This is a genomic window from uncultured Boseongicola sp., from assembly GCF_937988555.1.
GTDB lineage: Bacteria > Pseudomonadota > Alphaproteobacteria > Rhodobacterales > Rhodobacteraceae > Boseongicola.
In genome coordinates, this window is sequence record NZ_CALJXO010000258.1 from 19130 (window position 1) to 41653 (window position 22524).

Annotated in this window: 28 protein-coding genes; 18 read left to right on the top strand and 10 right to left on the bottom strand. The window is 57.5% G+C overall.

All coding sequences use genetic code 11. The features are described from left to right. Window positions 1-146 precede the first annotated feature (146 nt). From Q1B15_RS15530 to ispH, 7 genes are read right to left on the bottom strand one after another with little or no spacing between them, the layout of a single operon-like run. Window positions 147-764, bottom strand: coding sequence for a trimeric intracellular cation channel family protein (locus Q1B15_RS15530; protein ID WP_299755217.1), 618 nt, complete (start codon window positions 762-764; stop codon window positions 147-149). Then, entirely contained in the window at window positions 761-1225 is a 465-nt protein-coding gene (gene rnhA / locus Q1B15_RS15535) for a ribonuclease HI (protein WP_299755219.1), read from the bottom strand. Before rnhA ends, Q1B15_RS15530 begins: the two co-directional genes overlap by 4 nt. Beyond that, window positions 1222-1842, bottom strand: coding sequence for a glutathione S-transferase family protein (locus Q1B15_RS15540; RefSeq protein WP_299755221.1), 621 nt, complete (start codon window positions 1840-1842; stop codon window positions 1222-1224). Before Q1B15_RS15540 ends, rnhA begins: the two co-directional genes overlap by 4 nt. Then, window positions 1839-2435 carry a class I SAM-dependent methyltransferase gene (locus tag Q1B15_RS15545; protein WP_299755223.1) on the bottom strand — a complete coding sequence of 199 codons (597 nt, stop codon included), beginning with the start codon at window positions 2433-2435 and terminating at the stop codon, window positions 1839-1841. The genes Q1B15_RS15540 and Q1B15_RS15545 overlap by 4 nt, the downstream gene beginning before the upstream one ends. Further along, the gene (locus Q1B15_RS15550; RefSeq protein WP_299755226.1) at window positions 2435-2881 is read right to left on the bottom strand and encodes a DUF3429 domain-containing protein; all 447 of its coding nucleotides are present in this window, start codon (window positions 2879-2881) and stop codon (window positions 2435-2437) included. Before Q1B15_RS15550 ends, Q1B15_RS15545 begins: the two co-directional genes overlap by 1 nt. After that, the gene (locus tag Q1B15_RS15555) at window positions 2878-3489 is read right to left on the bottom strand and encodes a LysE family translocator (RefSeq protein WP_299755229.1); all 612 of its coding nucleotides are present in this window, start codon (window positions 3487-3489) and stop codon (window positions 2878-2880) included. Before Q1B15_RS15555 ends, Q1B15_RS15550 begins: the two co-directional genes overlap by 4 nt. Next, window positions 3486-4439, bottom strand: a complete 954-nt coding sequence (ispH, locus tag Q1B15_RS15560) for a 4-hydroxy-3-methylbut-2-enyl diphosphate reductase (protein WP_299755231.1) — start codon at window positions 4437-4439, stop codon at window positions 3486-3488. The genes Q1B15_RS15555 and ispH overlap by 4 nt, the downstream gene beginning before the upstream one ends. 116 nt (window positions 4440-4555) lie before the next feature. Between ispH and Q1B15_RS15565 the strand changes: the two genes are divergently transcribed. Then, window positions 4556-5026, top strand: a complete 471-nt coding sequence (locus tag Q1B15_RS15565) for a cytochrome c (protein ID WP_299755233.1) — start codon at window positions 4556-4558, stop codon at window positions 5024-5026. On the opposite strand, the gene Q1B15_RS15570 is transcribed toward Q1B15_RS15565, so the two are convergent. After that, window positions 5027-5578 carry an NYN domain-containing protein gene (locus Q1B15_RS15570; protein WP_299755236.1) on the bottom strand — a complete coding sequence of 184 codons (552 nt, stop codon included), beginning with the start codon at window positions 5576-5578 and terminating at the stop codon, window positions 5027-5029. Between the two features lie 342 nt (window positions 5579-5920). On the opposite strand from Q1B15_RS15570, the gene rpoZ reads away from it, so the two are divergent. The 10 genes from rpoZ (at window position 5921) to Q1B15_RS15620 (ending at window position 13785) form a co-directional block, all read left to right on the top strand. Beyond that, a complete protein-coding gene (rpoZ, locus tag Q1B15_RS15575) occupies window positions 5921-6274 on the top strand; it encodes a DNA-directed RNA polymerase subunit omega (protein WP_299755239.1) in 354 nt (117 codons plus the stop codon). A gap of 30 nt (window positions 6275-6304) precedes the next feature. Continuing rightward, the gene (locus Q1B15_RS15580; protein WP_299755242.1) at window positions 6305-8422 is read left to right on the top strand and encodes a bifunctional (p)ppGpp synthetase/guanosine-3',5'-bis(diphosphate) 3'-pyrophosphohydrolase; all 2118 of its coding nucleotides are present in this window, start codon (window positions 6305-6307) and stop codon (window positions 8420-8422) included. A 105-nt stretch (window positions 8423-8527) separates the two neighbouring features. Continuing rightward, window positions 8528-9127, top strand: coding sequence for a DUF2062 domain-containing protein (locus Q1B15_RS15585; RefSeq protein ID WP_366141736.1), 600 nt, complete (start codon window positions 8528-8530; stop codon window positions 9125-9127). Window positions 9128-9173: 46 nt separating this feature from the next. Then, window positions 9174-9899 (top strand): monofunctional biosynthetic peptidoglycan transglycosylase, encoded by a 726-nt coding sequence (gene mtgA, locus Q1B15_RS15590; RefSeq protein WP_299755247.1) that lies wholly within the window; start codon window positions 9174-9176, stop codon window positions 9897-9899. 82 nt (window positions 9900-9981) lie between these two features. Next, the gene (locus Q1B15_RS15595; protein ID WP_299755249.1) at window positions 9982-10647 is read left to right on the top strand and encodes a glutathione S-transferase family protein; all 666 of its coding nucleotides are present in this window, start codon (window positions 9982-9984) and stop codon (window positions 10645-10647) included. A gap of 53 nt (window positions 10648-10700) precedes the next feature. Continuing rightward, window positions 10701-11750, top strand: coding sequence for a tRNA epoxyqueuosine(34) reductase QueG (queG, locus tag Q1B15_RS15600; protein ID WP_299755251.1), 1050 nt, complete (start codon window positions 10701-10703; stop codon window positions 11748-11750). A 45-nt stretch (window positions 11751-11795) separates the two neighbouring features. After that, complete coding sequence (locus Q1B15_RS15605) at window positions 11796-11966, top strand: hypothetical protein (RefSeq protein ID WP_299755254.1); 171 nt, start codon at window positions 11796-11798, stop codon at window positions 11964-11966. Between the two features lie 40 nt (window positions 11967-12006). Beyond that, entirely contained in the window at window positions 12007-12945 is a 939-nt protein-coding gene (locus Q1B15_RS15610) for a DMT family transporter (RefSeq protein ID WP_299755256.1), read from the top strand. Between the two features lie 128 nt (window positions 12946-13073). Further along, window positions 13074-13487, top strand: coding sequence for a hypothetical protein (locus Q1B15_RS15615; protein WP_299755257.1), 414 nt, complete (start codon window positions 13074-13076; stop codon window positions 13485-13487). 1 nt (window position 13488) lies between these two features. Continuing rightward, window positions 13489-13785, top strand: coding sequence for a DUF1294 domain-containing protein (locus Q1B15_RS15620; RefSeq protein ID WP_299755260.1), 297 nt, complete (start codon window positions 13489-13491; stop codon window positions 13783-13785). A gap of 56 nt (window positions 13786-13841) precedes the next feature. On the opposite strand, the gene Q1B15_RS15625 is transcribed toward Q1B15_RS15620, so the two are convergent. After that, a complete protein-coding gene (locus Q1B15_RS15625) occupies window positions 13842-14711 on the bottom strand; it encodes a branched-chain amino acid aminotransferase (RefSeq protein ID WP_299755262.1) in 870 nt (289 codons plus the stop codon). A gap of 140 nt (window positions 14712-14851) precedes the next feature. Here Q1B15_RS15625 and Q1B15_RS15630 point away from each other — a divergent pair, with 140 nt between their 5' ends. Genes Q1B15_RS15630 through dxs form a run of 6 tightly spaced genes read left to right on the top strand, consistent with a single transcriptional unit; the run spans window position 14852 to window position 20092 of the window. Continuing rightward, on the top strand, window positions 14852-15358 hold the full coding sequence (locus Q1B15_RS15630; protein ID WP_299755264.1) for a MarR family transcriptional regulator: 507 nt from the start codon (window positions 14852-14854) through the stop codon (window positions 15356-15358). Further along, window positions 15355-16056 carry a response regulator gene (locus tag Q1B15_RS15635; protein WP_299755266.1) on the top strand — a complete coding sequence of 234 codons (702 nt, stop codon included), beginning with the start codon at window positions 15355-15357 and terminating at the stop codon, window positions 16054-16056. The genes Q1B15_RS15630 and Q1B15_RS15635 overlap by 4 nt, the downstream gene beginning before the upstream one ends. Before the next feature lie 51 nt (window positions 16057-16107). Beyond that, window positions 16108-17043: a histone deacetylase family protein gene (locus Q1B15_RS15640; RefSeq protein WP_299755284.1), complete on the top strand. Its 936-nt coding sequence runs from the start codon at window positions 16108-16110 to the stop codon at window positions 17041-17043. Beyond that, a complete protein-coding gene (locus tag Q1B15_RS15645; protein WP_299755268.1) occupies window positions 17040-17282 on the top strand; it encodes an exodeoxyribonuclease VII small subunit in 243 nt (80 codons plus the stop codon). The genes Q1B15_RS15640 and Q1B15_RS15645 overlap by 4 nt, the downstream gene beginning before the upstream one ends. A 35-nt stretch (window positions 17283-17317) precedes the next feature. Continuing rightward, on the top strand, window positions 17318-18151 hold the full coding sequence (locus Q1B15_RS15650) for a farnesyl diphosphate synthase (RefSeq protein ID WP_299755287.1): 834 nt from the start codon (window positions 17318-17320) through the stop codon (window positions 18149-18151). Window positions 18152-18166: 15 nt separating this feature from the next. Next, window positions 18167-20092 carry a 1-deoxy-D-xylulose-5-phosphate synthase gene (gene dxs / locus Q1B15_RS15655; protein WP_299755271.1) on the top strand — a complete coding sequence of 642 codons (1926 nt, stop codon included), beginning with the start codon at window positions 18167-18169 and terminating at the stop codon, window positions 20090-20092. Here the strand turns inward: dxs and Q1B15_RS15660 are convergent. Further along, complete coding sequence (locus Q1B15_RS15660; RefSeq protein ID WP_299755273.1) at window positions 20089-20940, bottom strand: SDR family oxidoreductase; 852 nt, start codon at window positions 20938-20940, stop codon at window positions 20089-20091. The two genes, dxs and Q1B15_RS15660, sit on opposite strands and share 4 nt — an antisense overlap. A 141-nt stretch (window positions 20941-21081) precedes the next feature. Here Q1B15_RS15660 and Q1B15_RS15665 point away from each other — a divergent pair. Continuing rightward, the coding region (locus Q1B15_RS15665) for an AMP nucleosidase (RefSeq protein WP_299755275.1) at window positions 21082-22524 on the top strand (1443 nt) is incomplete at its 3' end.

A 22524-nucleotide genomic window follows, 5' to 3' on the forward strand; every position in this document is an offset into this window, starting at 1 on the left:
ACCGGCGGCGTCCTCTTACTGATCATGACGCGTGTGATGTTCGAACTTTCGTTTGGCAGCCACGGTGGAAATGCCATTGTTGGTGCCTTGGGAGCGCTGATTCTGATCCCTTCCGAAGCCATTGCCCGCAAGCGTCGCAACAAACGCTAGCGCGGCGGGCGCGAGCGATAAACTGGCAAACCCCAGCCAAAGGCAAGCGACCCTGCGCGCAGAAAAAACGTGACCAATCCAGCAACGATCAACGCCGGTCCGGTCGCAAGATATCCCGAGACGTACCACCCCGCCAAGGCGCCCAAAAACGCGGCCGTCATGTAAAGCTCGCCCTGTCGCAGTACCATCGGCACCTCATTGGCAACAACGTCGCGCAGCAAACCTCCAAACGTGCCAGTCAGAACGCCAACGATCGGGGCGACAAAACCTGATTGTCCCGTCGCCAAAGCGACCGCCAGCCCCGCAGGCACAGCAATCGAAAGCGCTGCCGCATCCAGCCAGGCAAGCCAGCGTGCGCGACTTTCAACAAGATGGGCGCTGAAAAAGACAAGCACAGCAGCGGCTGCCGCGATGAATAAGATGGCAGGCTGGTTGATCCAGAACACAGGATTTCGATCTAAAAGCAGATCGCGAACAGTGCCGCCGCCAACCGCCGTCAAGGCCGCAAAAAACAGGAAGCCAACAATATCCAGCTGCGCGCGCGACGCGGCCAACGCGCCTGTCAGTGCAAAAACAAAAACCGACGCCGCATCAAGCGCGAACGAAAGGGTCACAGGTCTTTCGAGGGTTTGAACGCCGCCATGCCTTCGCGCGCCAATTCGTCGGCGCGTTCGTTTTCGGGATGCCCCGCATGGCCTTTGACCCACGCCCAAGTCACATTATGGCCAGCCTGCGCGGCGTCCAGACGTTTCCAAAGGTCATCGTTCTTCACCGGCTTTTTCGCCGAGGTCTTCCAGCCATTGCGCTTCCACCCGTGGATCCAGCTTGTCACGCCGTTTTTCACATAGGTGGAGTCTGTCACAATAGTGATTTCCGTCTCGCGGCCCAAAGCCTCAAGCGCATTGATCGCGGCCAAAAGCTCCATCCGATTGTTCGTGGTCAAGGCTTCGCCGCCCGACAGCGGGCGTTCTTTCACGACCTCATCGCCGTTTTTTGCCTGTAACAAAGCCCCCCAACCCCCGGGTCCGGGATTTCCGGAACACGATCCGTCGGTGTAAGCGAAATACATAGTCATGTGGGGATATCGTCCAGTTCTATATAGCCGGGCAGCGCGGAAATCCGCGCCAGCCAGTCGTTTATTGCCGCGAAACGATGCATCTCAAAGCCACCTTGGGACCCTGCGGTGTGGGTGCACGCATAGAGCGCGATGTCTGCGACGCTTGGGGTGTCGCCAGCCAGCCATGCTTGATCTGCCAGGTGATCTTCCATCACCCTCAAGACCCTATGACCGCTGTCCAATAATTCGACCATTCGCTGGGGAGTCGCCAGATGGGCGCGGCTTTCGTAATTTTGCAAAGCGGCACGCACTGCAATGACTGTCTCATGGCGGTTTTGCTCGAAGAACACCCAACCCAAAGTCCGCGCGCGACCCAAAGCATCGCTTGGCATCCAAGACGTCCCGTCCGCCAGATAGCACAGGATTGCGTTGGACTCGGGCAGTGCCGTGCCGTCGTCCAAAATCAGAACCGGCACTTTGCCCATTGCCAAAGCCCCGGTCGTATGCGCGTCGGCAAGCTCGGGCGTTTCGTATTCCAGTCCGACATGGCTATATGTGCGATCCAAAAGCCCAAGCATCAGCCTGACTTTGCAACTATTACCGGACGAAGGCATGGAATAAAGCGTTAGGGTCATTTGACCTTGCCCGCCAGCAAAATGATCCACGGCGCCAGTGTTCCATCCAGCCCCTCATCGGCGCCAAAACTGCGTTCGATCACAAAGAAACCCGCGTCTACCAGTAACCCGGTGATCTCGGCGTCCGTGTAGTAAGCGTAAAACCGTCCCAGAGCATCCCGCTTTTCGCCGGTTCCTGTCTTCAAGCCTATATGAAGAAAACCACCCGGAACGATCGCCTTTGACACACGGCCCAGATGCTCGGGCATTTCTGCTTTTGGCGCATGCAGCAGAGAGAAATTCGCATAAATTCCATCGTAGGCCGCGTCTGCGTCCAAAGTCTCAAATCCGCCGACAGCCACGTCAACACCATTGGTCTTGCGCGCCAGATCTGCCATTTCAGCCGAGGCATCCAGACCCTCGGCGCGCAAACCAGCCTTGATCATGAAAGCGGTCGAGCGCCCGGTCCCACACCCCAAATCCAGCACACGCCCGTTCTTCGGAACGGCCAACATGAAGGCCGCAAGGTGTAGATCCGGCTTGGCCGTCGTGAACCGTTTCGCGTACTCATCGGCCTTTGCCGCATAGACGTTCAGTGTTTTTTCATCAGGCATCACAGCACCAGTAAGCTTAAGCTGGCCACGACCACTACGGTCAAAAGCACACGCAAGCGCATCCACCATTCAGGCGCAAGCTCCTGGCGCCAAAAATGCCAGTCCAGGGCCAAAAGTCCAAGGAACCCCGCAATCAGGTAAATTGCTGAACTCGCAGGTCCACCTCCGACAGTGAAAAAGACCCACAGTGCTGGCAATACTGACAACCCATATCCTAGGGCCGCGGCCTCTCCGGTGGCGCGGGTGGCAAATCCCCAAAGAACTCCAGACATGAACGCCAATATGATCGTGCCATATTGCAGCAAGACAAAGGGTCCGGCGAACCGTGGCCCGATCGCACGCATGCCCCATTCGGCAAGGCCCGACGACACAAGTGTGGCCGCGCCCCAAAGAAATGGGATCAGGCCAAGAAGTCCCAAAAAAAGCGGTGCGCGCGGGATCGTCATACGCGTTCCAGTGCGAGCCGCCCGGCAAGCGTGGCGAATATGGCGGCAAAGCCGCGGTTTAACCAACGCATTGCACGCTCGCTTTGAAGCAAATAGTCGCGCGCCGCGGCTGCAAAGACGCCATAGGCGACGAAGACTGCAAATGTCATCACCACGAAAACGGCGCCCATCGTCATCATCTCGAAAATGGCTGTCGCCGGGTTCCCGGACAGGAACGGTGGCAACAGGGCGAGGAAGAAGATCGAAAGCTTCGGGTTCAGAATGTTGATCAAGGCACCCTGGCGCGCAATCCGCCAGTCCGCGTCACGGTTGCGGTTGGGTTGAATGGCCATAGCGCCATCCGACCGCACGGCTTGCCAGGCGAGATAAAGCAAATAGCCAACGCCGGCGAATTTGACAGCTGTGAACAAGATCGCACTTGTGTGCAAAATTGCGGCCAACCCAAAGATCGCGGCAAGAAGATGCGGCACGATCCCGAATGTGCACCCGAATGCCGCCGCGACAGACGCACGCCGTCCCTGCCCAAGACCAAGCGCCAGAGTGTAAATCACACCGGCTCCGGGTGCGATCACCACCACAAAGGCGGTCAACAGAAACTGCAGCGTCACGTCACTGGCTCCCGCAGAACACGGGGCACTTTAAATTCGACCCGTTCTTTCGCGGTTTCGACAAGTTCCACAGTGATGTCATAACGGTCCCGGAACGCGTCGATGACTTCATTCACCAGCACTTCCGGCGCACTCGCGCCGGCGGTCAGTCCAACTGATCCGATGCCCTCGAGAGCGCGCCAATCAACTTCGGTTGCGCGCTGAACAAGCTGCGCATAGCCGCAGCCCGCCGTCCGCCCAACTTCAACCAGACGCTTCGAATTGGACGAGTTCGGCGCGCCGATTACCAGCAAGGCATCAATCTTCGGAGCAATGGACTTCACAGCTTCCTGCCGGTTCGTCGTCGCGTAGCAAATGTCTTCTTTGTGCGGGCCGACAATGCTTGGGAACCGCGCCTGAAGGGCAGCGACAATCTCAGCTGTGTCATCAACCGAAAGCGTGGTCTGCGTGATAAACGCCAGCTTTCTAGGATCACGCGGCGTAACGCCGGCAACATCGTGAGGCGTCTCGACAAGGATCACTTCGCCATCTGGAAGTTGGCCCATCGTACCAACCGTTTCGGGATGCCCTTCGTGCCCGATCATCACCATCTGCAGGCCGTTGGCGTGGTGCCGTTCGGCTTCGATATGGACCTTGCTGACAAGCGGGCAGGTTGCGTCAACGAAAAGCATTTCTCGCTTGATGGCGGCTGCCGGAACCGCCTTCGCTACACCATGGGCCGAAAAGATCACCGGGCGATCATCGGGGCAATCGTCCAGTTCTTCGACGAAGATCGCACCTTTTTCACGCAATCCGTCCACCACATATTTGTTGTGAACGATCTCGTGCCGAACATAGACCGGCGCACCCCATTTCTCGATTGCCAGTTCGACAATCTTGATGGCACGATCAACACCGGCGCAGAAACCACGCGGCGCGGCAAGATAAAGGGTCAAAGCTGGTTTGGTCATTGTCATGTTCTCCGCTGTCGAGATCTATGCGTTGCGCGCGGATGCGTCCAGTCCCGGCTTGACCTTCCTGTAGGGCAAACTGGTATCGGTAGGACAATTTTTAAGGAGACGATTCGATGCAGCGGGTTTTGATGCTTGGTCTTCTGGCGATCGTCATCCTTGGAGGGGCCTATTTCTTCGCCACCCCCAAAGAGAGCGATCAAGTAGCTCTCCATCGCGACGCAGACGTCGTGGCTCTCGGGCTTGGCCTATATGAGGAAAACTGCGCCGCGTGCCATGGTGCCGATCTTGCGGGGCAGGCGGATTGGCAGAGCCGCGATGCAGATGGCTATCTTCCAGCACCTCCGCACGACGAAACCGGTCATACATGGCACCACCCAACCGAGCAATTGTTCGCAATCACCAAACTTGGGACCGAAGCGATAGTCGGAGGTTCCTACAAGTCGAACATGACAGGATTTTCGGATCTGATGACAGACGCTGAAATTTACGCCGTTCTAGCCTATATTAAAAGCACATGGCCCCGGCGAATTATCGATCGTCACGATCAATTGGACGTCGATTACGCTGCGGCCACGCGCCCTTGATCATTCTTCGCCAGCGTGCGGCTCGCGTGTTGGCCGCCCGATGACATCGCGCAAGTCTTCAAGTTCGATGAAATTGTCAGCTTGACGGCGCAACTCGTCGGCAATCATCGGTGGCTGGCTGCGAATGGTCGAAACGACCGAAACGCGCACGCCCTGACGCTGAAGGCTTTCGACCAAAGGCCTGAAGTCCCCGTCCCCCGAAAAAATCACGACGTGATCAACATGCGGGGCAAGCTCCATCGCATCGACTGCCAGTTCGATGTCCATGTTGCCCTTCACCTTCCGGCGACCCTGGCTGTCGGTGAATTCCTTGGCCGGTTTGGTGACCATTGAATAGCCATTATAGTGCAGCCAATCGACCAGCGGACGGATTGGCGAGTATTCCTCGCTATCAAGAAGCGCGGTGTAATAAAACGCTCTGAGAAGTTTCCCGCGCCGCATGAATTCCTGGCGCATTAGCTTGTAGTCAATATCAAAACCAAGCGATTTCGCGGCGGCATATAAATTCGCGCCATCGATGAACAGCACAAGGCGTTCGTCCTTGTAGAACATAAATCGTCCTTCCCGACTTTATTGACCGTCGGGGCGATTTTCGTGAGTGTGAGTGGAGAGAAAAGCCCGATCAGTAAATTATTTAAGTCGAAAAAATAGTTAATTGCAACTATCTATTTGACGAGTTCACGAGAGCTAACTTGCCTGCGATTTGGCAACAAAATCGCCACCGCCACAGAAAGTCGGACGCTGGACCTCTTTTCCGCGTCTGTCGTGGCGCGAAATTCGGCGGATTGTAGTGTTTCGGCTCTAAAATTTAGAGCGATGGCATAGAATCAACTTGTGTTTCGCGCGTGTCCCCCCTAGGTGTCCTGCCTGATCCCCTTCTGGACGGAGAGACAAATGGCCCGCGTGACGGTTGAAAACTGCGTTGACAAAGTACCGAACCGGTTCGAGCTGGTAATACTCGCAGCGCATCGTGCCCGCGAAATTGCGGCGGGTGGCGCGCTCACTGTCGAGCGTGACAACGACAAAAACCCTGTAGTCAGCCTGCGCGAGATTGCTGACGAGGCGCAATCCGCCGACGATCTGCGCGAGCGGATGATCGAAAGCCATCAGACGCAGATCGAAGTCGACGAGCCGGAAGAAGACGCCATGGCGCTTTTGATGGGTGCAGAGGCTGACAAGCCGTCTGAAGATGACATGAGCGAAGAGAAACTGCTCCGCGCCCTGATGGAAGCCCAACGGCAGCCATAAGGACCAAAGCGCGGTCCGAGGGGTGGGCCGATGATTGACGCCGACGATCTGATCGCGCTTGTCCGCAACTACAATCCAAAGACCAACGCAAAGCTAATTGAGGCTGCCTATAACTATGGGCAGGAGATGCACGAGGGCCAAAAACGCCACTCGGGGGAGCCCTATTTCACGCATCCCGTCTCGGTTGCGGCGATCCTCACGGAACAACAACTGGATGATGCAACCATCATCACGGCGCTTTTGCACGATACAATCGAAGACACTCGTTCGACCTATTCTGAGATTGAAAAGCTGTTTGGCCGCGAGATCGCTGAATTGGTTGATGGCGTTACCAAACTGACCAACCTGCAGTTGTCGTCCACAGAAACAAAGCAGTCCGAAAACTTCCGCAAGCTGTTCATCGCCATGTCGAAAGACTTGCGCGTGATCCTTGTGAAGTTGGCAGACCGTTTGCACAATATGCGCACGATCCGCTCGATGCGTGCAGACAAACAAGCCCAGAAGGCACGCGAAACAATGGATATCTTTGCGCCGCTTGCCGGTCGTATGGGTATGCAGTGGATGCGTGAAGAACTGGAAGACCTCGCGTTCCGCGTTCTCTACCCGGATGCGCGAAACTCGATTATCCGCCGCTTCATCACGCTTCAGCGCGAAACCGGCGACGTTATTCAAAAGATTACGACAGATATTGAAGGCGAACTGGATAAGGCCGGTATCAAGGCGGAAACATTCGGCCGCGCGAAAAAACCCCACTCGATCTGGCGAAAGATGCAGGAGAAAGACATCGGGTTTTCCCGGCTTTCGGACATCTATGGCTTCCGTATTTTGGTCGACACCGAGGCCGATTGCTATGCAGCGCTGGGCGCGGTGCATCAGCGTTGGCGGTCGGTGCCGGGGCGGTTCAAGGACTATATCAGTCAACCGAAGTCTAACGGCTATCGATCCATTCACACCACGGTATCGGGCCGCGACGGCAAGCGAGTCGAGGTGCAAATCCGCACCCACGTCATGCACGAAGTGGCCGAAGCGGGTGTGGCTGCGCACTGGTCCTACCGCGATGGTGTGCGCGCCGAAAACCCGTTTGCTGTTGATCCGGCAAGCTGGATCGCCACACTGACCGAACGCTTTGACGAGGAAGACCACGACGAGTTTCTCGAGCACGTGAAACTTGAGATGTACGCTGACCAAGTCTTCTGTTTCACGCCCAAAGGCGAGGTGGTGAAGCTGCCACGCGGGGCAACGCCACTCGATTTCGCCTATGCCATTCATACGCGGATTGGCGACGGTTGCGTCGGTGCAAAAGTCGATGCGATTCGCGTGCCGCTTTGGACCCGGCTTAAGAACGGGCAGTCGGTCGAGATCATGACCGCCGAAGGTCAGCGCCCCCAGGCCACATGGATCGACATCGTGGCCACAGGGCGCGCAAAGGCCTCAATCCGACGCAGTTTGCGCGAAGAAGACCGCGAGCGGTTTATCAAACTTGGCCGCGAACTGGTACGCGTGGCGTTCGAGCACGTCGGAAAGCGCGCCACCGAGAAAGCGCTTAGCACGGCCGCCAAACAGCTCAGACTTGAAGACCGCGACACGCTTCTGGCACGAATTGGCTCTGCGGAATTGAACGCGCGGCAGGTGATCGAAACGCTTTACCCCGACCTTGCCCGTAAAACTGGTGACGAGATCGATACGGCCCGGGCCATCGTCGGCCTGAAACCAAGCCAGACCTTTCGCCGCGCCGACTGTTGTCAGCCGGTCCCGGGTGAACGCGTCGTTGGCATCAGTTATCGTGGCAAAGGTGTGATGATCCACGCGATCGATTGCGAAGCTCTGGCCGAGCTTGCCGAGCATTCCAACCGCTGGGTCGACCTCCATTGGCAGGAAGGTCGGCACCCGGCAGCGCATGGTGTCAGCTTTGATTTAACGATTGCGAACGATAGTGGTGTCCTTGGGCGGATTTGCACGTTGTTCGGCGAGCAAGGGGCGAATATCTCTGATCTTGTGTTCATTGACCGAAAACCGGACTTTTACCGCCTCATTGTCGACGCGGAGCTGCGGGATATTGAGCACCTTCATGCAGTGGTGTTGGCCCTTGAAGCCGACAGCGATGTCGCTGCGATAACGCGGCACCGAGATTTGGGCCGCAAACCTTGAGGCGGGGATGGACTAGAAAAAGTGGTTTTTAAGCGACGCACACCAAGGACGTATTTGCAGGCAGTCGTGCAGGCTCTCTATCCGCGCGGAGGATGGTCGCGTGCTGTGCAATACTTGATCCATCGTGTCCGGCGGCTTCCTGACCCAGCCCATAAAATCAGCCGCGGCATCGCCGTCGGCGTATTCACCTGCTTCACACCATTCTTCGGTATGCACTTCTTTGTGGCGGCATGGCTTGCGTGGGTGATCCGTGGAAACGTCATGGCAGCGCTTATGGCGACCTTCTTTGGCAACCCCCTGACGTTCCCATTGATCGCGGCGGTTTCCATGGAGCTCGGCGCGTTCATGCTGGGCCGGCCACCGATCCCGCTGCAATATGTAGTCCCTGCGTTTTCAGACGCGGCGGTCGAGTTGTGGCGCAATCTCATGGCGATCTTTACGACTACTCCGACAGCTTGGGGAAGCCTGTCGGGCTTTTGGTATGAATTTTTCCTACCCTATCTTATCGGCGGGATTATCCCTGGCATTCTGATGGGAATGGCTGGCTATCTACTCTCCAATCCGTTGCTGAATGCCTACCAAAAAGCCCGCGTGGCGCGTCTCAAAAAGAAATTCGCTAAGAAACGCGAGAAGGCGGAAGCCCGGCGCGCAGAATCGCGACTTCTGCATGAGGTAGAAGATCCGCACGACCGCGCTGCCGAGTAACCCCGACTGACTTGCCCTGCGGGGTCAGTCATGCGACCTGATCGTTATGGCGAAGAAAACCACACCCCGAAAACCGCGCAGAACGTCGAAGGCAGCGACCGCTTCAAAGCGCCGTCCGTTGCGTCACGTCACACGCGCCCTTGTGGCATTTGCGGGTGCCATTGTGCTCAGCGTCGGCGTCTATTCGGTCCTACCACCGCCAACCACGCCCTATATTCTAAGCGAAGGTGTCCGTCTTGGCGGTATACGTCGCGACTGGGTTTCGGCCGATACAATCGCCCCAGAGGCGCTTCAGGCCGTTGTTGCCGCTGAGGATGCGAATTTCTGTCTCCATTGGGGGTTCGACATGGCGCAACTGCGTGCCGCCATTCAGGAAGGCGCGGATCGCGGCGCCTCGACGCTGACACAGCAGACGGTGAAAAACGTCTGGCTCTGGCAAGGACGAAGCTGGCCGCGCAAAGCTCTGGAAGCCCTGATGACGCCAGTCGTTGAAGCGATGTGGTCCAAGCGGCGCATCGTCGAGGTTTACATAAATGTCGCGGAATTTGATGAAGGCATCTTCGGCATCGAAGCTGCCGCGCAGCATCACTTCGGGGTCCGCGCGGCAGATTTAACATTGCGCCAAGCCTCGCTTCTTGCCGCCGTCCTGCCCAATCCGAAAGAGCGCCAAGCCGTCAGCCCGTCAAGCTTTGTCGACCGTCGCGCTCGCGCTATTGCCGACGGAGCGGCAACGATCCGCGCAGATGGACGTGCCAGGTGCTTTGCCCGATAGGCATTACACGCGCGTCAGTGTTGAAACCGCGCGCCCGCTGGGGCATTGAAGGAACAGGCACTCAAACAGGCACCGCACACAGATGATCCGACTTTATCACGTCCCTTTGTCTCCGTATTGTCGCAAGGTGCGGCTATCGCTTGCTGAAAAGAAGCTTGAGGTTGAACTTGTCGAGGAACGTTATTGGGAGCGTGATCCCGATTTTCTGCGGCGTAATCCTGCGGGCAAAGTCCCGGTTCTGAAGATTGACGGCCTGACTTTGGCCGAAAGTGCCGCGATTTGCGAATACATCGAAGAGGCGTATCCAGATCCGCCACTTTTGCCGAAGGATTTTGCCGAACGCCACGAAGTGCGTCGCCTCGTCGGTTGGTTTGACGATAAATTCCACTTCGAGGTGACGTCCAAACTGCTTTACGAGCGGGTGAACAAAAAGATCACCAAAGAAGGCTACCCCGACAGCGCGAACGTCAAAGCGGGCGCCCGTGCGATAAAAAAGCATCTGGCCTACATGAGCTGGCTTTTGGATCAACGTCGGTGGCTTGCCGGAAATGAATTGTCGCTCGCTGATTTTGCCGCTGCGGGCCATTTGTCCGCGCTGGATTACATTTCGGATGTGGACTGGAACGCGTATCCGACCGTGCGCGACTGGTATGCGCGGATCAAATCCCGCCCTGCCTTCCGGCGTCTGCTGGCAGACACGGTTCCTGGGTTCCCGCCTCCGGCGCACTATGCCGATCTGGATTTCTGAGGGCCGATGTTTCGGGGAAAAAAGCACTGGTTCGGACCGTTTTCAAGTCGTGTATGGCCCTAGGTGATCTGAAATCTCGCCTTGCCGAAGAGGCGACAGACGCCGGGTTTGCGATGGCGCGCATATGCACGCCCGACTCTGTGCCAGAAGTGCCGGGGCGGCTCACGGCTTTTCTTGAAGCGGGTCGGCATGGGCAGATGACGTGGCTCGAAGATCGCGCGACCTGGCGAGGTGACCCGGCAGCCCTTTGGCCCGACGCGCAGTCGGTCATCATGTTGGCCGAGGCCTATACGCCGGACCACGACCCCCTCGAAGATTTGAAGCGGCAAGATCGTGGCGTTGTCTCTGTCTACGCGCGCAACAAAGACTACCACGATATTGTCAAGAAACGCCTGAAGCGCGTTGCACGCTGGCTTGTGGCCGAGGCGGCTTGCGAGGTGAAGGTTTTCGTCGATACTGCCCCGGTACCAGAAAAGGCCTTGGGGCAGGCGGCAGGTCTGGGCTGGCAGGGCAAACATACAAACCTTCTCAGCCGCGATCTGGGAAACTGGTTTTTTCTAGGTGCAATTTTCACCACTGCGAAACTTCAACCAGATGAACCCGAAGTCGATCATTGCGGCAGCTGCCGCCGTTGCCTGGATATCTGTCCCACCGACGCGTTCCCGGCGCCTTATCAACTTGATGCGCGGCTTTGCATTTCCTACCTCACGATCGAACACAAAGGCCCGGTGGACGAGGCTCTTCGCCCCAAACTTGGCAACCGAATTTATGGCTGCGACGATTGCCTTGCGGTTTGTCCATGGAACAAATTCGCAAACACCGCGCGCGATTATCGCTATGCGGCGCGCGATGATCTGAACGCTCCGCCCCTTGCAGACCTCGCCATGCTGGATGAAACTCAATTCCGCGCCTTCTTTTCAGGCTCCCCGATCAAGCGCATCGGACGAGACCGCTTTGTGCGCAATGTACTCTACGCGATTGGGAACTCGGGCGACCCAGCTCTTTGCGACACTGCCCGGCAGCTAATCGCCGACCCGGACCCGACCGTGAGCGATGCAGCGCTTTGGGCGGTCGGGCGACTTCAGGGGACTTCGTCAAAATAGCGATTTGTGCTAGGATAGGGTGATAAGAGAAAGAGAGGATCAAACATGAACACCCTTCTCTTGCGCCGCAAGCGCACGCGCGGGACGGCTCGCATGAAGCATTTTCGAAGCGACGCAAATGGAATTTCCACTGTATTTCAAAGCTTTCGCAATACGCGGATGCGGGGTGCCGCAAAGCTGAAAGGATACCTGCGGATCGCACGAGCGCAAACCTAGACGACTGGTGGCGCGGCGGAACGGTTGATAAGGGAAGGGCATGAGTATTGCCCAGCCCAACCCCTTTCGCGCCATTGCCCTGAAGGTCGCCTCGGTCATTTTATTCGTTCTGATGGCGACTTTGATCAAGGCAGCATCAGCCGAGGTCCCGCCCGGACAAACCGTGTTTTTTCGATCGCTGTGCGCAATGCCGGTGATCCTAGGATGGCTGATTTGGCAGGGCAACTTCCCGAAAGGACTGTGGACGACAAATCCGGTAGGCCACTTGTGGCGCGGGTTGATCGGATCGACCGCCATGGGTCTCAGCTTTGCAGGGTTGGCCATTTTGCCGCTGTCAGAAGTGAAGGCCATTCAGTATGCGATGCCACTTTTCGTGGTGATCTTGGCCGCATTGATGCTTGGCGAGCGTGTGCGCGCCGTGCGGTTGGGGGCCGTGGGAATGGGGATGGTCGGGGTTTTAATCATTCTGTGGCCGCGCCTTACGTTGTTCACTGGCAACAACGTTGACCCACAACTGGCCTATGGCGCTTTGATCGTCCTGACCGGGTCGATGTGCGCGGCGTTCGCTCAGATATTCGTGCGCAAACTGGTCGAAACGGAACACACAGCCGCCATCGTCTTCTGGTTCTCCGTGACGGCGACGCTTTTGTCGCTGTTCACGGCCCCGTTCGGGTGGAAGGTGCCGTCTGCGATGGTGCTGGCCTGCCTTGTTGGGTCGGGTCTTCTCGGTGGTCTTGGCCAAATTCTCCTTACAAGTGCATATCGGTACGGTGACGCTTCTATCATCGCTCCGTTCGAATATGCCTCGATGCTATTCGCTATTGCCATCGGCTATGCCGTGTTCGGAGAAGTGCCCACAATGTTCATGCTTCTTGGGGCCAGCATTGTGATCGCTGCGGGTGTGATGATTATCCTTCGCGAGCATTATCTGAAGTTGAAGCGCGGCAAGGGTCGCCAACATGTCACAAAATACGGCTAGGCTTTGGTGTGGTGTTGTTGTCCTGACGATAATCTGTTTCCGCCCATTCGGAACTCTTTCATGGACCTGTGCCACAGGCGTGGTGCAGAGTATCGGCATTGATTTAGGTATATTAATGCGGGGTTTCCTTGGGCTACGACCTTCATATAACCCGAAAAGACGATTGGTCTGACACTGACGGGCCGGCGATCACCCGTGAAGAGTGGTTGGATTATGTTGGCAGTGACAAGTCGATGCGTCCCGAACGCGAGGCCGTCGTCGTCGCAAACGAGCGCGGCGAAGAATTCAGCGTACAGGATGAGACACTGGCCACATGGAAAGACTGGCCGAACCGTAAAGATGGAAAAAGCGCCGCGCTGCTGTGGTATTCCGCTGGAAACATTGTGGCGACAAATCCGGATGATCTGATGATCCAGAAGATGTTCCTGATTGCGGATGCCCTTGGCGGCAAACTTCAGGGCGACGATGGCGAGATCTACAATTCCATCGGCATGGTGGACCGGCAGGATCGCTCGAAGAAGCGGTGGTGGAAATTCTGGTAGGATGGCGATTGTCTTCTGGGCGTTCGCCTACTTAGCCGTGATTAATCTGCTGGCTTTTCTAGCGTTTGGTTGGGACAAGAAAAAAGCCCGGAACGATAAACAACGCATTCGCGAAAGCGCGTTGCTGAACTTTGCATTTTTTGGCGGCAGCATTGGGTCCAAGATCGCGCAGAGGCGTTTTCGGCACAAAACACGTAAGCAACCCTTTGCCCTACAACTGAATGCAATTATCGCGCTTCAGGTCATCGCCATTTGCGCCGTGATCTTTTGGCTTTGGCGCCGTGGGATTGATCCCTGAAACACAAAACGCCCGGCCAATGAAAGCCGAGCGCTGTGTTAAGTTCAATCAGCGGATCAGATCCGAACCAACTTCTCATAGCTCTCCGCTACATCGCGCGCCAGCGCGCCAACCTCGAAGTTGTAGTCGCCGATATGACCAACGGGCGTCACTTCAGCAGCCGTTCCGGTTAGCCAGCATTGCTCGAAGCTTTCAAGTTCCTCGGGCAAAATGTGGCGTTCATGCACGATGATTTGCCGATCCTTAAGCATTCTCACGACGGTCTGCCGCGTGATGCCGTTCAGGAAGCAATCGGGAGTTGGCGTGTGCACTTCCCCGTCTTTCACAAAGAAGATATTCGCGCCGGTCGCCTCGGCAACATAGCCACGATAATCGAACATCATGGCGTCTGAGCAGCCCTTGGCTTCGGCGGCGTGCTTTGAGAGCGTGCAGATCATGTAAAGGCCGGCCGCCTTCGCGTGACATGGAATAGTTTCAGGCGAGGGGCGTTTCCATTTGGCAATATCAAGCTTCGCGCCCTTCATTTTCGCATCGCCATAATAGGCACCCCATTCCCACGAAGCGATGGCAAGGCGGACCGGATTTCTGGCGGAAGCGACTCCCATATCTTCGCCCGCACCGCGCCAGGCAATCGCGCGAACATAGGCGTCGGTGTAGCCGTTTGCGGTCAGGACTTCCTGTTTTGCAGCCTCGATTTCGTCGACGGTCCAGGGGATCTGAAAGTCGAGCTGCCCGGCCGAAAAATGCAGACGCTCTGAATGCTTCCGACTTTCAAAAATCTTGCCGTTGTAGGCCCGCTCACCCTCAAAGACGCTGGAAGCATAGTGCATCGCGTGGGTCAGGATATGCACATTTGCCTCGCGCCAATCCACCATTTTCCCATCCATCCAGATCAGTCCGTCGCGATCATCATATGCGCCTGCCATAGCGGCCTCCGTTTGCAAAAGTTGCGCGTTTAGGTCCACAACGGTCATAAAGTTGCGGAAAATTCGAGAATCGCTACCAGTAGAGGCTTGGAATGTCAACAAGGCTGACATAATGTTGGGGCCAATGATGAGAGGTCGTGATGGCAGACAGCAGTGGTTCCCCAAGCGGCGAGAACCTACTTTTTTTGACCGACGATCAGTTGCGCAAAGGCATTGAGGCGATGTTCTTTGCCTATCGTGGCTTCACGGCGGATCCCGATCGGATCCTCTCCGAAAAAAGCTACGGTCGCGCCCATCACCGGGCCATCCACTTCATCAACCGTTCCCCCGGGACAACTGTGAACAATCTTCTGTCCATTCTTGGTGTGACCAAACAATCCCTCAATCGCGTGCTTCGCACACTGATCAGCGATGGTTTGGTCGAAAGCCGGATTGGAAAACAAGACAAACGGGAACGTCATCTCTTTCTCACTGATCTGGGCCAGGCACTTGAGCGCGAATTGTCCAACGCACAGCGTGACCGGATGCGCAGCGCCTTTCGTCAGGCCGGTCCTGACGCGGTATCAGGTTTTCGTCAGGTCCTGGAAGCGATGATGGACGCCGACATACGACGGCACTACAAGCGCCTTAAGGAGGGCGGCACATGAGCCAGTCTGATGTCCATCTGCTAATCGTCGATGACGACGAACGAATTCGCGGCCTGCTTCAGAAGTTCCTGATGCGGAATGGGTTCCTTGTGACGTCTGCGCGCGACGCGGCCCACGCTGAACGCATTCTCAGCGGGCTGGATTTCGACCTTCTGGTGCTTGATGTGATGATGCCCGGCGAAGACGGCGTCAGCTTCTGCAAACGCCTACGCGAAACCCGCGACCTTCCGATCATGCTATTGACTGCCAAGAATGAAGCCGATGATCGCGTTGCGGGTTTGGAAGCTGGTGCTGACGATTATCTTGCTAAACCGTTCGAGCCGAAAGAGCTTCTCCTCCGGATCAATTCTATTCTACGACGAGTTCCTGCGGCCGAACCGGTCGATGTTGCGCCGAAAGTTCTGCACCTTGGGGCACTGCGCTATGACGTCGAAAAGGGCTCGCTTTGGCAGGGTGAAGACCCTGTGCGATTGACGCCCACAGAATCCCAACTGATGCGAATTTTCTCTGGCTGTGCGGGCGAAGCGATCGCGCGCGCGAAGCTTGTCGAAGATCTGGGTCGCGACGGCGGACAAGCGCAGGAGCGCGCCGTGGATGTGCAGATCACACGCCTACGCCGCAAGCTAGAAACCGATCCGAAACAACCTCGCTACCTTCAGACGGTGCGCGGTGCGGGATATATGCTGTCCCCTGACTGAGGCGACGCAACGCCTCCCGCTCTGTCTGCGCGTATTTGGATTTAGATGAAAATGACCACAGCGCTTTATTCCCACAAATCCGCCCTCAGTCACGTCACGCCGACGGGCCATCCGGAAAGCACGCTTCGCTATGAAGCGGTGCAAAATGCTCTGTCCGCGAGCCGCTTTGCGTCGCTTGATCGCCGTATCGCACCGCTAGCGGATCGCGCCGAAGTATTGCGGTGCCATCCCGAAAGATACGTCGATCGGGTCGAAGCCTCGATCCCTAAATCGGGATCCGCCGCCCTTGACGGCGACACCCACGTTGTGCCGGGTTCGCTTGAAGCGGCTCTGCGCGGCGTCGGCGGGTGTTGCGCCGCAGTGGATGCGGTCCTTGCGGGCGAAGTGGCCAACGCCTTCGTTGCTATGCGCCCACCCGGACACCACGCGGAAGCCGAAACCGCGATGGGGTTTTGCCTATTTGGGAACGCGGCCATCGCTGCTAAACGCGCGCTGGACCATCATGGCCTGACGCGTGTGGCCGTACTTGATTTCGACGTCCACCACGGCAATGGCACACAAGACCTGCTTTGGGACGAGGCGCGCTGCCTGTTCGCGTCTTCGCATCAGATGCCGCTTTATCCGGGGTCCGGTGCGGTGCATGACACTGGCCTTCATAATAACATCCTGAATATGCCATTGGCTCCGATGACGGGTGGGGCCGAGATGAAGCGCGCCTGGGGCGACATCATTCTGCCCGCCGTTTATGATTTCGCGCCCGAGCTTGTCATTGTCTCGGCAGGCTTTGATGCTCACGCTGCTGACCCATTGGCCAACCTGAACTGGAGCACCGAGGACTTCGCTTGGTTAACCCATGCAATCTGCGACGTGGCGGACGCGCAGGCAAAGGGTCGCGTGGTCTCGACACTTGAGGGCGGGTATGATCTGAGCGCATTGGCCGCAAGCGTTGCGGTGCATGTGGATGTGCTGATGGAGCGAGGGGCATGAGCGACAAACCTGTAGCCGAAATGAGCTTTGAGGACGCAATGGGCGCCTTGGAAGGTGTCGTAAATCGCCTTGAAGCCGGAGATGTTCCGCTTGAGGACTCGATCAAACTCTACGAGCGCGGGGCCGAGTTAAAGGCCCACTGCCAGAAGAAACTGGCCGAGGCCGAAGAGAAGGTCGCTCAGATTACGCTGGACGAAAGCGGCCAGCCCAAAGGGACGACACCGGTCGATCCGCAGTGAGCTTTGAAAGCGAATTGAAGGCAGAAGGTGCGCGCATTGGAGCGGCGCTTGAGGGTTATCTGTCCGCTCTTGGCGCAGACAACGTCGCCGAAGGAATGCGTTATGCGGCCACCGGCGGGAAACGGTTGCGCGGATTTCTGGTTACACACACCGCGAAATTGTTCGAGCCCGCGCGCGAAGGCCACCTGATTGCCGCCGCCGCCATCGAATGTATCCACGCCTATTCGCTGGTCCACGACGATCTGCCTTGCATGGACGATGACGACTTGCGGCGCGGCATGGCCACGGTTCACAAGAAATGGGACGACGCAATTGCGGTTCTTGTGGGGGACGCGCTGCAAACTTTTGCGTTCGAGTTGTTGGCGCGCGACGACGTGCATCCTGATGCGGACGTGCGTATCAAGCTCATCCGCACTCTCGCCAAATCGTCAGGTGCCGAAGGCATGGTGCTTGGTCAGGCGCAGGATATCGCGGCCGAAACCGCAGGGCGCGCGCTGACGCTTGAACAGATCATGACGCTTCAATCCAACAAAACCGGCGCTCTGATCCGATGGTCCGCCGAGGCCGGCGCGATCATCGCCGGCGAAGATTCCGAACCCCTTAGGCGGTATGCCACCGCGCTTGGGCTGGCCTTTCAGATTGCCGACGACATCCTTGACGAAACCGGCGACGAAGCAAAAGCAGGCAAGCGGCTTCACAAAGACGCCGAGGCAGGCAAGGCAACCTTTGTTTCACTTCTAGGCCTTAGTGGGGCCCAAGCACGCGCGCGCGACTTGGTCGCAGAGGCAGTCGACGCGCTCTGCATATATGATGCGCGAGCGGACGGTTTGCGTGACGCCGCTAATTTCGTTATCTCGCGCGAACACTGACGCGCCGGAGCCTTCATGACTGACCGACCCAACACCCCAATCCTTGACCGTGTGAACGTGCCTGCCGATATGAAACGGCTCTCGGACGCCGAGTTGCACCAACTCGCGGACGAACTGCGCGCCGAGACGATCAGCGCGGTAAGCGAGACCGGCGGGCACCTTGGCGCAGGACTTGGTGTCGTCGAATTGACCGTGGCTTTGCATGCGGTTTTCGACACGCCGAAAGACAAGTTGATCTGGGACGTTAGTCATCAGTCTTACCCGCACAAGATCCTCACAGGACGCCGGGACCGCATCCGGACACTGCGCCAAAAAGATGGGCTTAGCGGCTTCACCAAACGCTCTGAATCTCCCTATGATCCGTTTGGCGCAGCACACAGCTCGACCTCGATTTCTGCGGCCCTTGGCTTTTCGGTTGCGCGCGATCTGGGAGGTGGGACGCCCGAAGGCATTGGTGACGGTATCGCGGTCATTGGCGACGGTGCAATCAGCGCGGGCATGGCCTACGAGGCGATGAACAACGCGGGCCATCTGGGCAAGCGCCTGATTGTCATTCTAAACGACAACGAAATGTCGATTGCGCCACCGGTTGGGGCCATGTCATCTTATCTGTCGCGACTTTATGCCGGCGATCCATTTCAGGAATTCAAGGCCGCCGCCAAAGGCGCGGTCAGCCTCCTGCCGGAGCCCTTTCGCGAGGGCGCAAAGCGGGCCAAGGACCTGTTGAAACACACGGTCGTTGGCGGAACGCTGTTCGAAGAACTTGGATTCAGTTACCTCGGCCCCATTGACGGCCATGACCTTGACCAATTGTTGCCGGTTCTGCGGACCGTCAAGGCGCGGGCGCAGGGTCCGATCCTGATCCACGTAATCACCAAAAAGGGCAAAGGGTATGCTCCTGCGGAATCCGCCCGCGACAAAGGCCACGGTGTTTCCAAATTCAACGTTGTCACCGGCGAGCAAAACAAAGCACCCTCAAACGCGCCGTCTTACACCAAGGTTTTTGCCAACGCGCTGTTGGACGAGGCATCTCGTGACGACAAGATTGTTGCTGTCACCGCCGCTATGCCCGACGGCACCGGATTGAACCTGTTCGCCGAACGCTATCCCAGCCGCTGCTTCGATGTCGGAATTGCCGAGCAACACGGCGTCACCTTTGCGGCCGGTCTCGCTGCGGGGGGCATGAAGCCGTTCTGCGCAATTTACTCGACCTTCCTGCAACGTGGGTACGATCAGATCGTGCATGACGTTGCGCTTCAGCGTCTTCCTGTACGATTTGCCATCGACCGCGCCGGGCTTGTTGGCGCCGACGGCGCGACTCACGCTGGTGCCTTTGACATCGGCTACATGGCAAGCCTGCCGGGCATGGTGGTTATGGCCGCCGCCGACGAGGCCGAGCTTGTCCACATGGTCGCCACCGCTACCGCCCACAACGATGGCCCCATCGCTTTCCGCTATCCGCGCGGCGAGGGCGTTGGCGCCGAGATGCCGGAACGCGGAAAGGTGCTTGAGATCGGCAAAGGCAGGATCGTGCGCGAGGGCACCCAGGTTGCAATCGTTTCTTTCGGTACGCGCTTGTCGGAAGTTGAAAAGGCGGCCGAGGCCCTCGCGGCAAAAGGCATTTCCCCCACCATCGCAGATGCACGTTTTGCCAAGCCTTTGGACCGCGACCTGATCCTTGATCTGGTCAGCCGCCACGTTGCATTGATCACTGTCGAGGAGGGCGCGATTGGCGGCTTTGCAAGCCATGTGGCTGACCTTCTTGCGAATGAAGGCGTCTTCGACAACGGGTTGAAATTCCGCTCGATGATTTTGCCCGACACCTTCATTGACCACGCCAGTCCGAAAGACATGTACGACAGCGCGGCGATGAATGCCGAGCATATCGAGGCAAAAGTGCTGGACTTGCTGGGCATCACGGATATCTCGAAGCGGGCCTAGACGCGCGCGTTTTCGCCCGCAAGCAAGGCACGCAATCCCGCCCGGTAGTCCGGATAGATCAGCGTTACACCCAGTTCGTCTTTGATCCGGTCGTTGCGAACGCGCTTGGACTCGGCATAAAAACTGCGCGCCATCGGGCTTAATTCGGCATCCTTGAAATTGATCGCTTCCGGCACCGGCAGACCCAACAATTCGGCGGCGTAGGCAATAACGTCCTGCGGCGGGGCCGGATCATCGTCGCAAACATTGTAAGCGCGACCAGCGTTCGGGTGCCTTATCGATGCCTCAAGAACCTGCGCGATGTCATCCACATGCGCGCGACTGAAAACCTGACCGTCCTTTATGATCCGGCGCGCGCTTCCGGACCGTACCTTGGCAAACGGACCGCGCCCCGGACCATAAATCCCGGCCAGTCGAAAAATGTGCAGCGGCAGATCAAGTTCGGCCCATTCGGCTTCGGCCTTCTTACGCGCAAGCCCGCGTTCTGTCGCCGGGGCCAGGGGCGTATCCTCGTCAACCCAGCCGCCCTGATGGTCGCCGTAGACGCCTGTCGTTGACAGATACCCGAGCCACTCAAGATGCCGCGTGCTTGAAATCGCGGACCTATGCGTCGCCAATACCGGGTCGCCGTCCTCGCCGGGCGAAACCGACGTCAAAACATGTGTGACCTCCCCAAACGGAAGCGCGGTCCCAGGCCAAACAACGGCTTCGATCCCGGTTTCCCGCAAGCTGACGGCCTTTTCTTCGTTCCGCGTCGTCCCGATAATGCGCCATCCATGTGGTAATAGTCGCCGCGCCAGAGCTTTGGCCGAATAACCGTGACCGATTGAAAGAAGCGTTTTTGTCATGACCCGCACGCAATCTGAATTGACCGAAAGAGGCAAGCGGGATTGCACAAATCAACCTTGCAGCCGCCTCGGTTCGATGGCATTTTCAGGGATGGAAAAAAGAAAAAATCCCCCAATAAAATTCATTCGGAGGGCATTGCTATGAGCGACGCAAGAAGCTTGTCGGTCGCAGCCCCCGAGACCCCAGACCACGAATTCTTCAGCGATCCGGCTGCCGCCGTTGATCGGTTGATCGAGCTTTACGAGATTGCCTCGAACTTTTTGTGTCAGCGGTTCAACGACGCCCTGAGCACCGGACAACCCGATGTCCGCTATCGCGCTTATTATCCCGAGATCCGGCTAACCACGACAAGTTTCGCGCCGATTGATAACCGCCTAAGTTTTGGCCATGTCAGCGAGCCCGGGCGGTATTCGACGACCATCACCAGACCCGACCTTTTCGCCGGTTATCTACGGCAGCAAATCGGGCTTTTGGTCGACAACCACGGCGCTTCAGTTGAAATTGGAACTTCTCTCACGCCGATGCCGGTGCATTTCGCTGTCGCCAACGACGCCTCGCTTGCGGTGCCGCAGGAAGGCGTGATGGAGTTCACGCTGCGCGATGTTTTTGACGTGCCGGACTTGTCCACAACGCATGACGATATCGTAAATGGCTTTGGCTTCGTCCACGCGGATGGATCGCACCCGCTTGCTCCGTTCACCGCGCAACGCATCGATTATTCGCTCGCGCGGCTGTCCCACTACACGGCGACCACTCCGGAGCACTTTCAGAACCACGTTCTGTTTACTAACTACCAATTCTACGTCGATGAATTCGAGATGATCGCCCGCGCTGCTCTCAAAGATCCCGACAGCGGTTACATCGGATTCGTAGGGCCCGGCAATATCGAGATAACCGATCCAGACGCGCCGCTTCCGGCCCCGGCAAAGCTTCCCCAGATGCCGACCTATCACCTGAAGCGCCAAGGCGGCGGCGGCATTACTTTGGTCAATATCGGTGTTGGCCCGTCGAACGCAAAAACTGCAACCGATCACATCGCCGTTCTGCGGCCGCACGCCTGGCTGATGCTTGGTCACTGCGCTGGTCTGCGCAGCAGCCAGCGGCTTGGTGACTTCGTCCTCGCGCACGCCTATCTGCGCGAAGACCATGTGCTTGATGATGACCTTCCGACCTGGGTGCCGATCCCGGCGCTTGCCGAAATTCAAATCGCTCTGGAAACGGCCGTCGCTGACGTGACCCAACTTCGTGGATACGAGTTGAAACGCATCATGCGAACCGGCACGGTTGCGACGATCGACAACCGAAACTGGGAACTGCGCGACCAATCCGGTCCCGTGCAGCGCCTCAGCCAGTCACGAGCAATTGGTCTTGATATGGAAAGCGCGACGATTGCGGCGAACGGCTTTCGCTTCCGCGTGCCTTATGGAACGCTGCTGTGTGTGTCGGACAAACCTCTCCACGGAGAGCTGAAATTGCCTGGCATGGCGAGCGATTTTTATCGTACACAGGTGTCGCGCCACCTTCAGATTGGCATCAAGGCGATGGAGACAATTCGCGCTATGCCGCTTGAACGCATCCATTCA

Coding starts and splice junctions, on each gene's coding strand:
- Q1B15_RS15645 (WP_299755268.1), top strand. CDS start 17,040: ATGAGCGACAAACCTGTAGCCGAAATGAGCTTTGAGGACGCAATGGGC.
- Q1B15_RS15610 (WP_299755256.1), top strand. CDS start 12,007: ATGAGTATTGCCCAGCCCAACCCCTTTCGCGCCATTGCCCTGAAGGTC.
- Q1B15_RS15630 (WP_299755264.1), top strand. CDS start 14,852: ATGGCAGACAGCAGTGGTTCCCCAAGCGGCGAGAACCTACTTTTTTTG.
- Q1B15_RS15540 (WP_299755221.1), bottom strand. CDS start 1,842: ATGACCCTAACGCTTTATTCCATGCCTTCGTCCGGTAATAGTTGCAAA.
- Q1B15_RS15545 (WP_299755223.1), bottom strand. CDS start 2,435: ATGCCTGATGAAAAAACACTGAACGTCTATGCGGCAAAGGCCGATGAG.
- Q1B15_RS15640 (WP_299755284.1), top strand. CDS start 16,108: ATGACCACAGCGCTTTATTCCCACAAATCCGCCCTCAGTCACGTCACG.
- rnhA (WP_299755219.1), bottom strand. CDS start 1,225: ATGACTATGTATTTCGCTTACACCGACGGATCGTGTTCCGGAAATCCC.
- dxs (WP_299755271.1), top strand. CDS start 18,167: ATGACTGACCGACCCAACACCCCAATCCTTGACCGTGTGAACGTGCCT.
- ispH (WP_299755231.1), bottom strand. CDS start 4,439: ATGACCAAACCAGCTTTGACCCTTTATCTTGCCGCGCCGCGTGGTTTC.
- Q1B15_RS15620 (WP_299755260.1), top strand. CDS start 13,489: ATGGCGATTGTCTTCTGGGCGTTCGCCTACTTAGCCGTGATTAATCTG.
- rpoZ (WP_299755239.1), top strand. CDS start 5,921: ATGGCCCGCGTGACGGTTGAAAACTGCGTTGACAAAGTACCGAACCGG.
- Q1B15_RS15550 (WP_299755226.1), bottom strand. CDS start 2,881: ATGACGATCCCGCGCGCACCGCTTTTTTTGGGACTTCTTGGCCTGATC.
- mtgA (WP_299755247.1), top strand. CDS start 9,174: ATGGCGAAGAAAACCACACCCCGAAAACCGCGCAGAACGTCGAAGGCA.
- Q1B15_RS15635 (WP_299755266.1), top strand. CDS start 15,355: ATGAGCCAGTCTGATGTCCATCTGCTAATCGTCGATGACGACGAACGA.
- Q1B15_RS15565 (WP_299755233.1), top strand. CDS start 4,556: ATGCAGCGGGTTTTGATGCTTGGTCTTCTGGCGATCGTCATCCTTGGA.
- Q1B15_RS15580 (WP_299755242.1), top strand. CDS start 6,305: ATGATTGACGCCGACGATCTGATCGCGCTTGTCCGCAACTACAATCCA.
- Q1B15_RS15605 (WP_299755254.1), top strand. CDS start 11,796: ATGAACACCCTTCTCTTGCGCCGCAAGCGCACGCGCGGGACGGCTCGC.
- Q1B15_RS15660 (WP_299755273.1), bottom strand. CDS start 20,940: ATGACAAAAACGCTTCTTTCAATCGGTCACGGTTATTCGGCCAAAGCT.
- Q1B15_RS15595 (WP_299755249.1), top strand. CDS start 9,982: ATGATCCGACTTTATCACGTCCCTTTGTCTCCGTATTGTCGCAAGGTG.
- Q1B15_RS15570 (WP_299755236.1), bottom strand. CDS start 5,578: ATGTTCTACAAGGACGAACGCCTTGTGCTGTTCATCGATGGCGCGAAT.
- Q1B15_RS15625 (WP_299755262.1), bottom strand. CDS start 14,711: ATGGCAGGCGCATATGATGATCGCGACGGACTGATCTGGATGGATGGG.
- queG (WP_299755251.1), top strand. CDS start 10,701: ATGGCCCTAGGTGATCTGAAATCTCGCCTTGCCGAAGAGGCGACAGAC.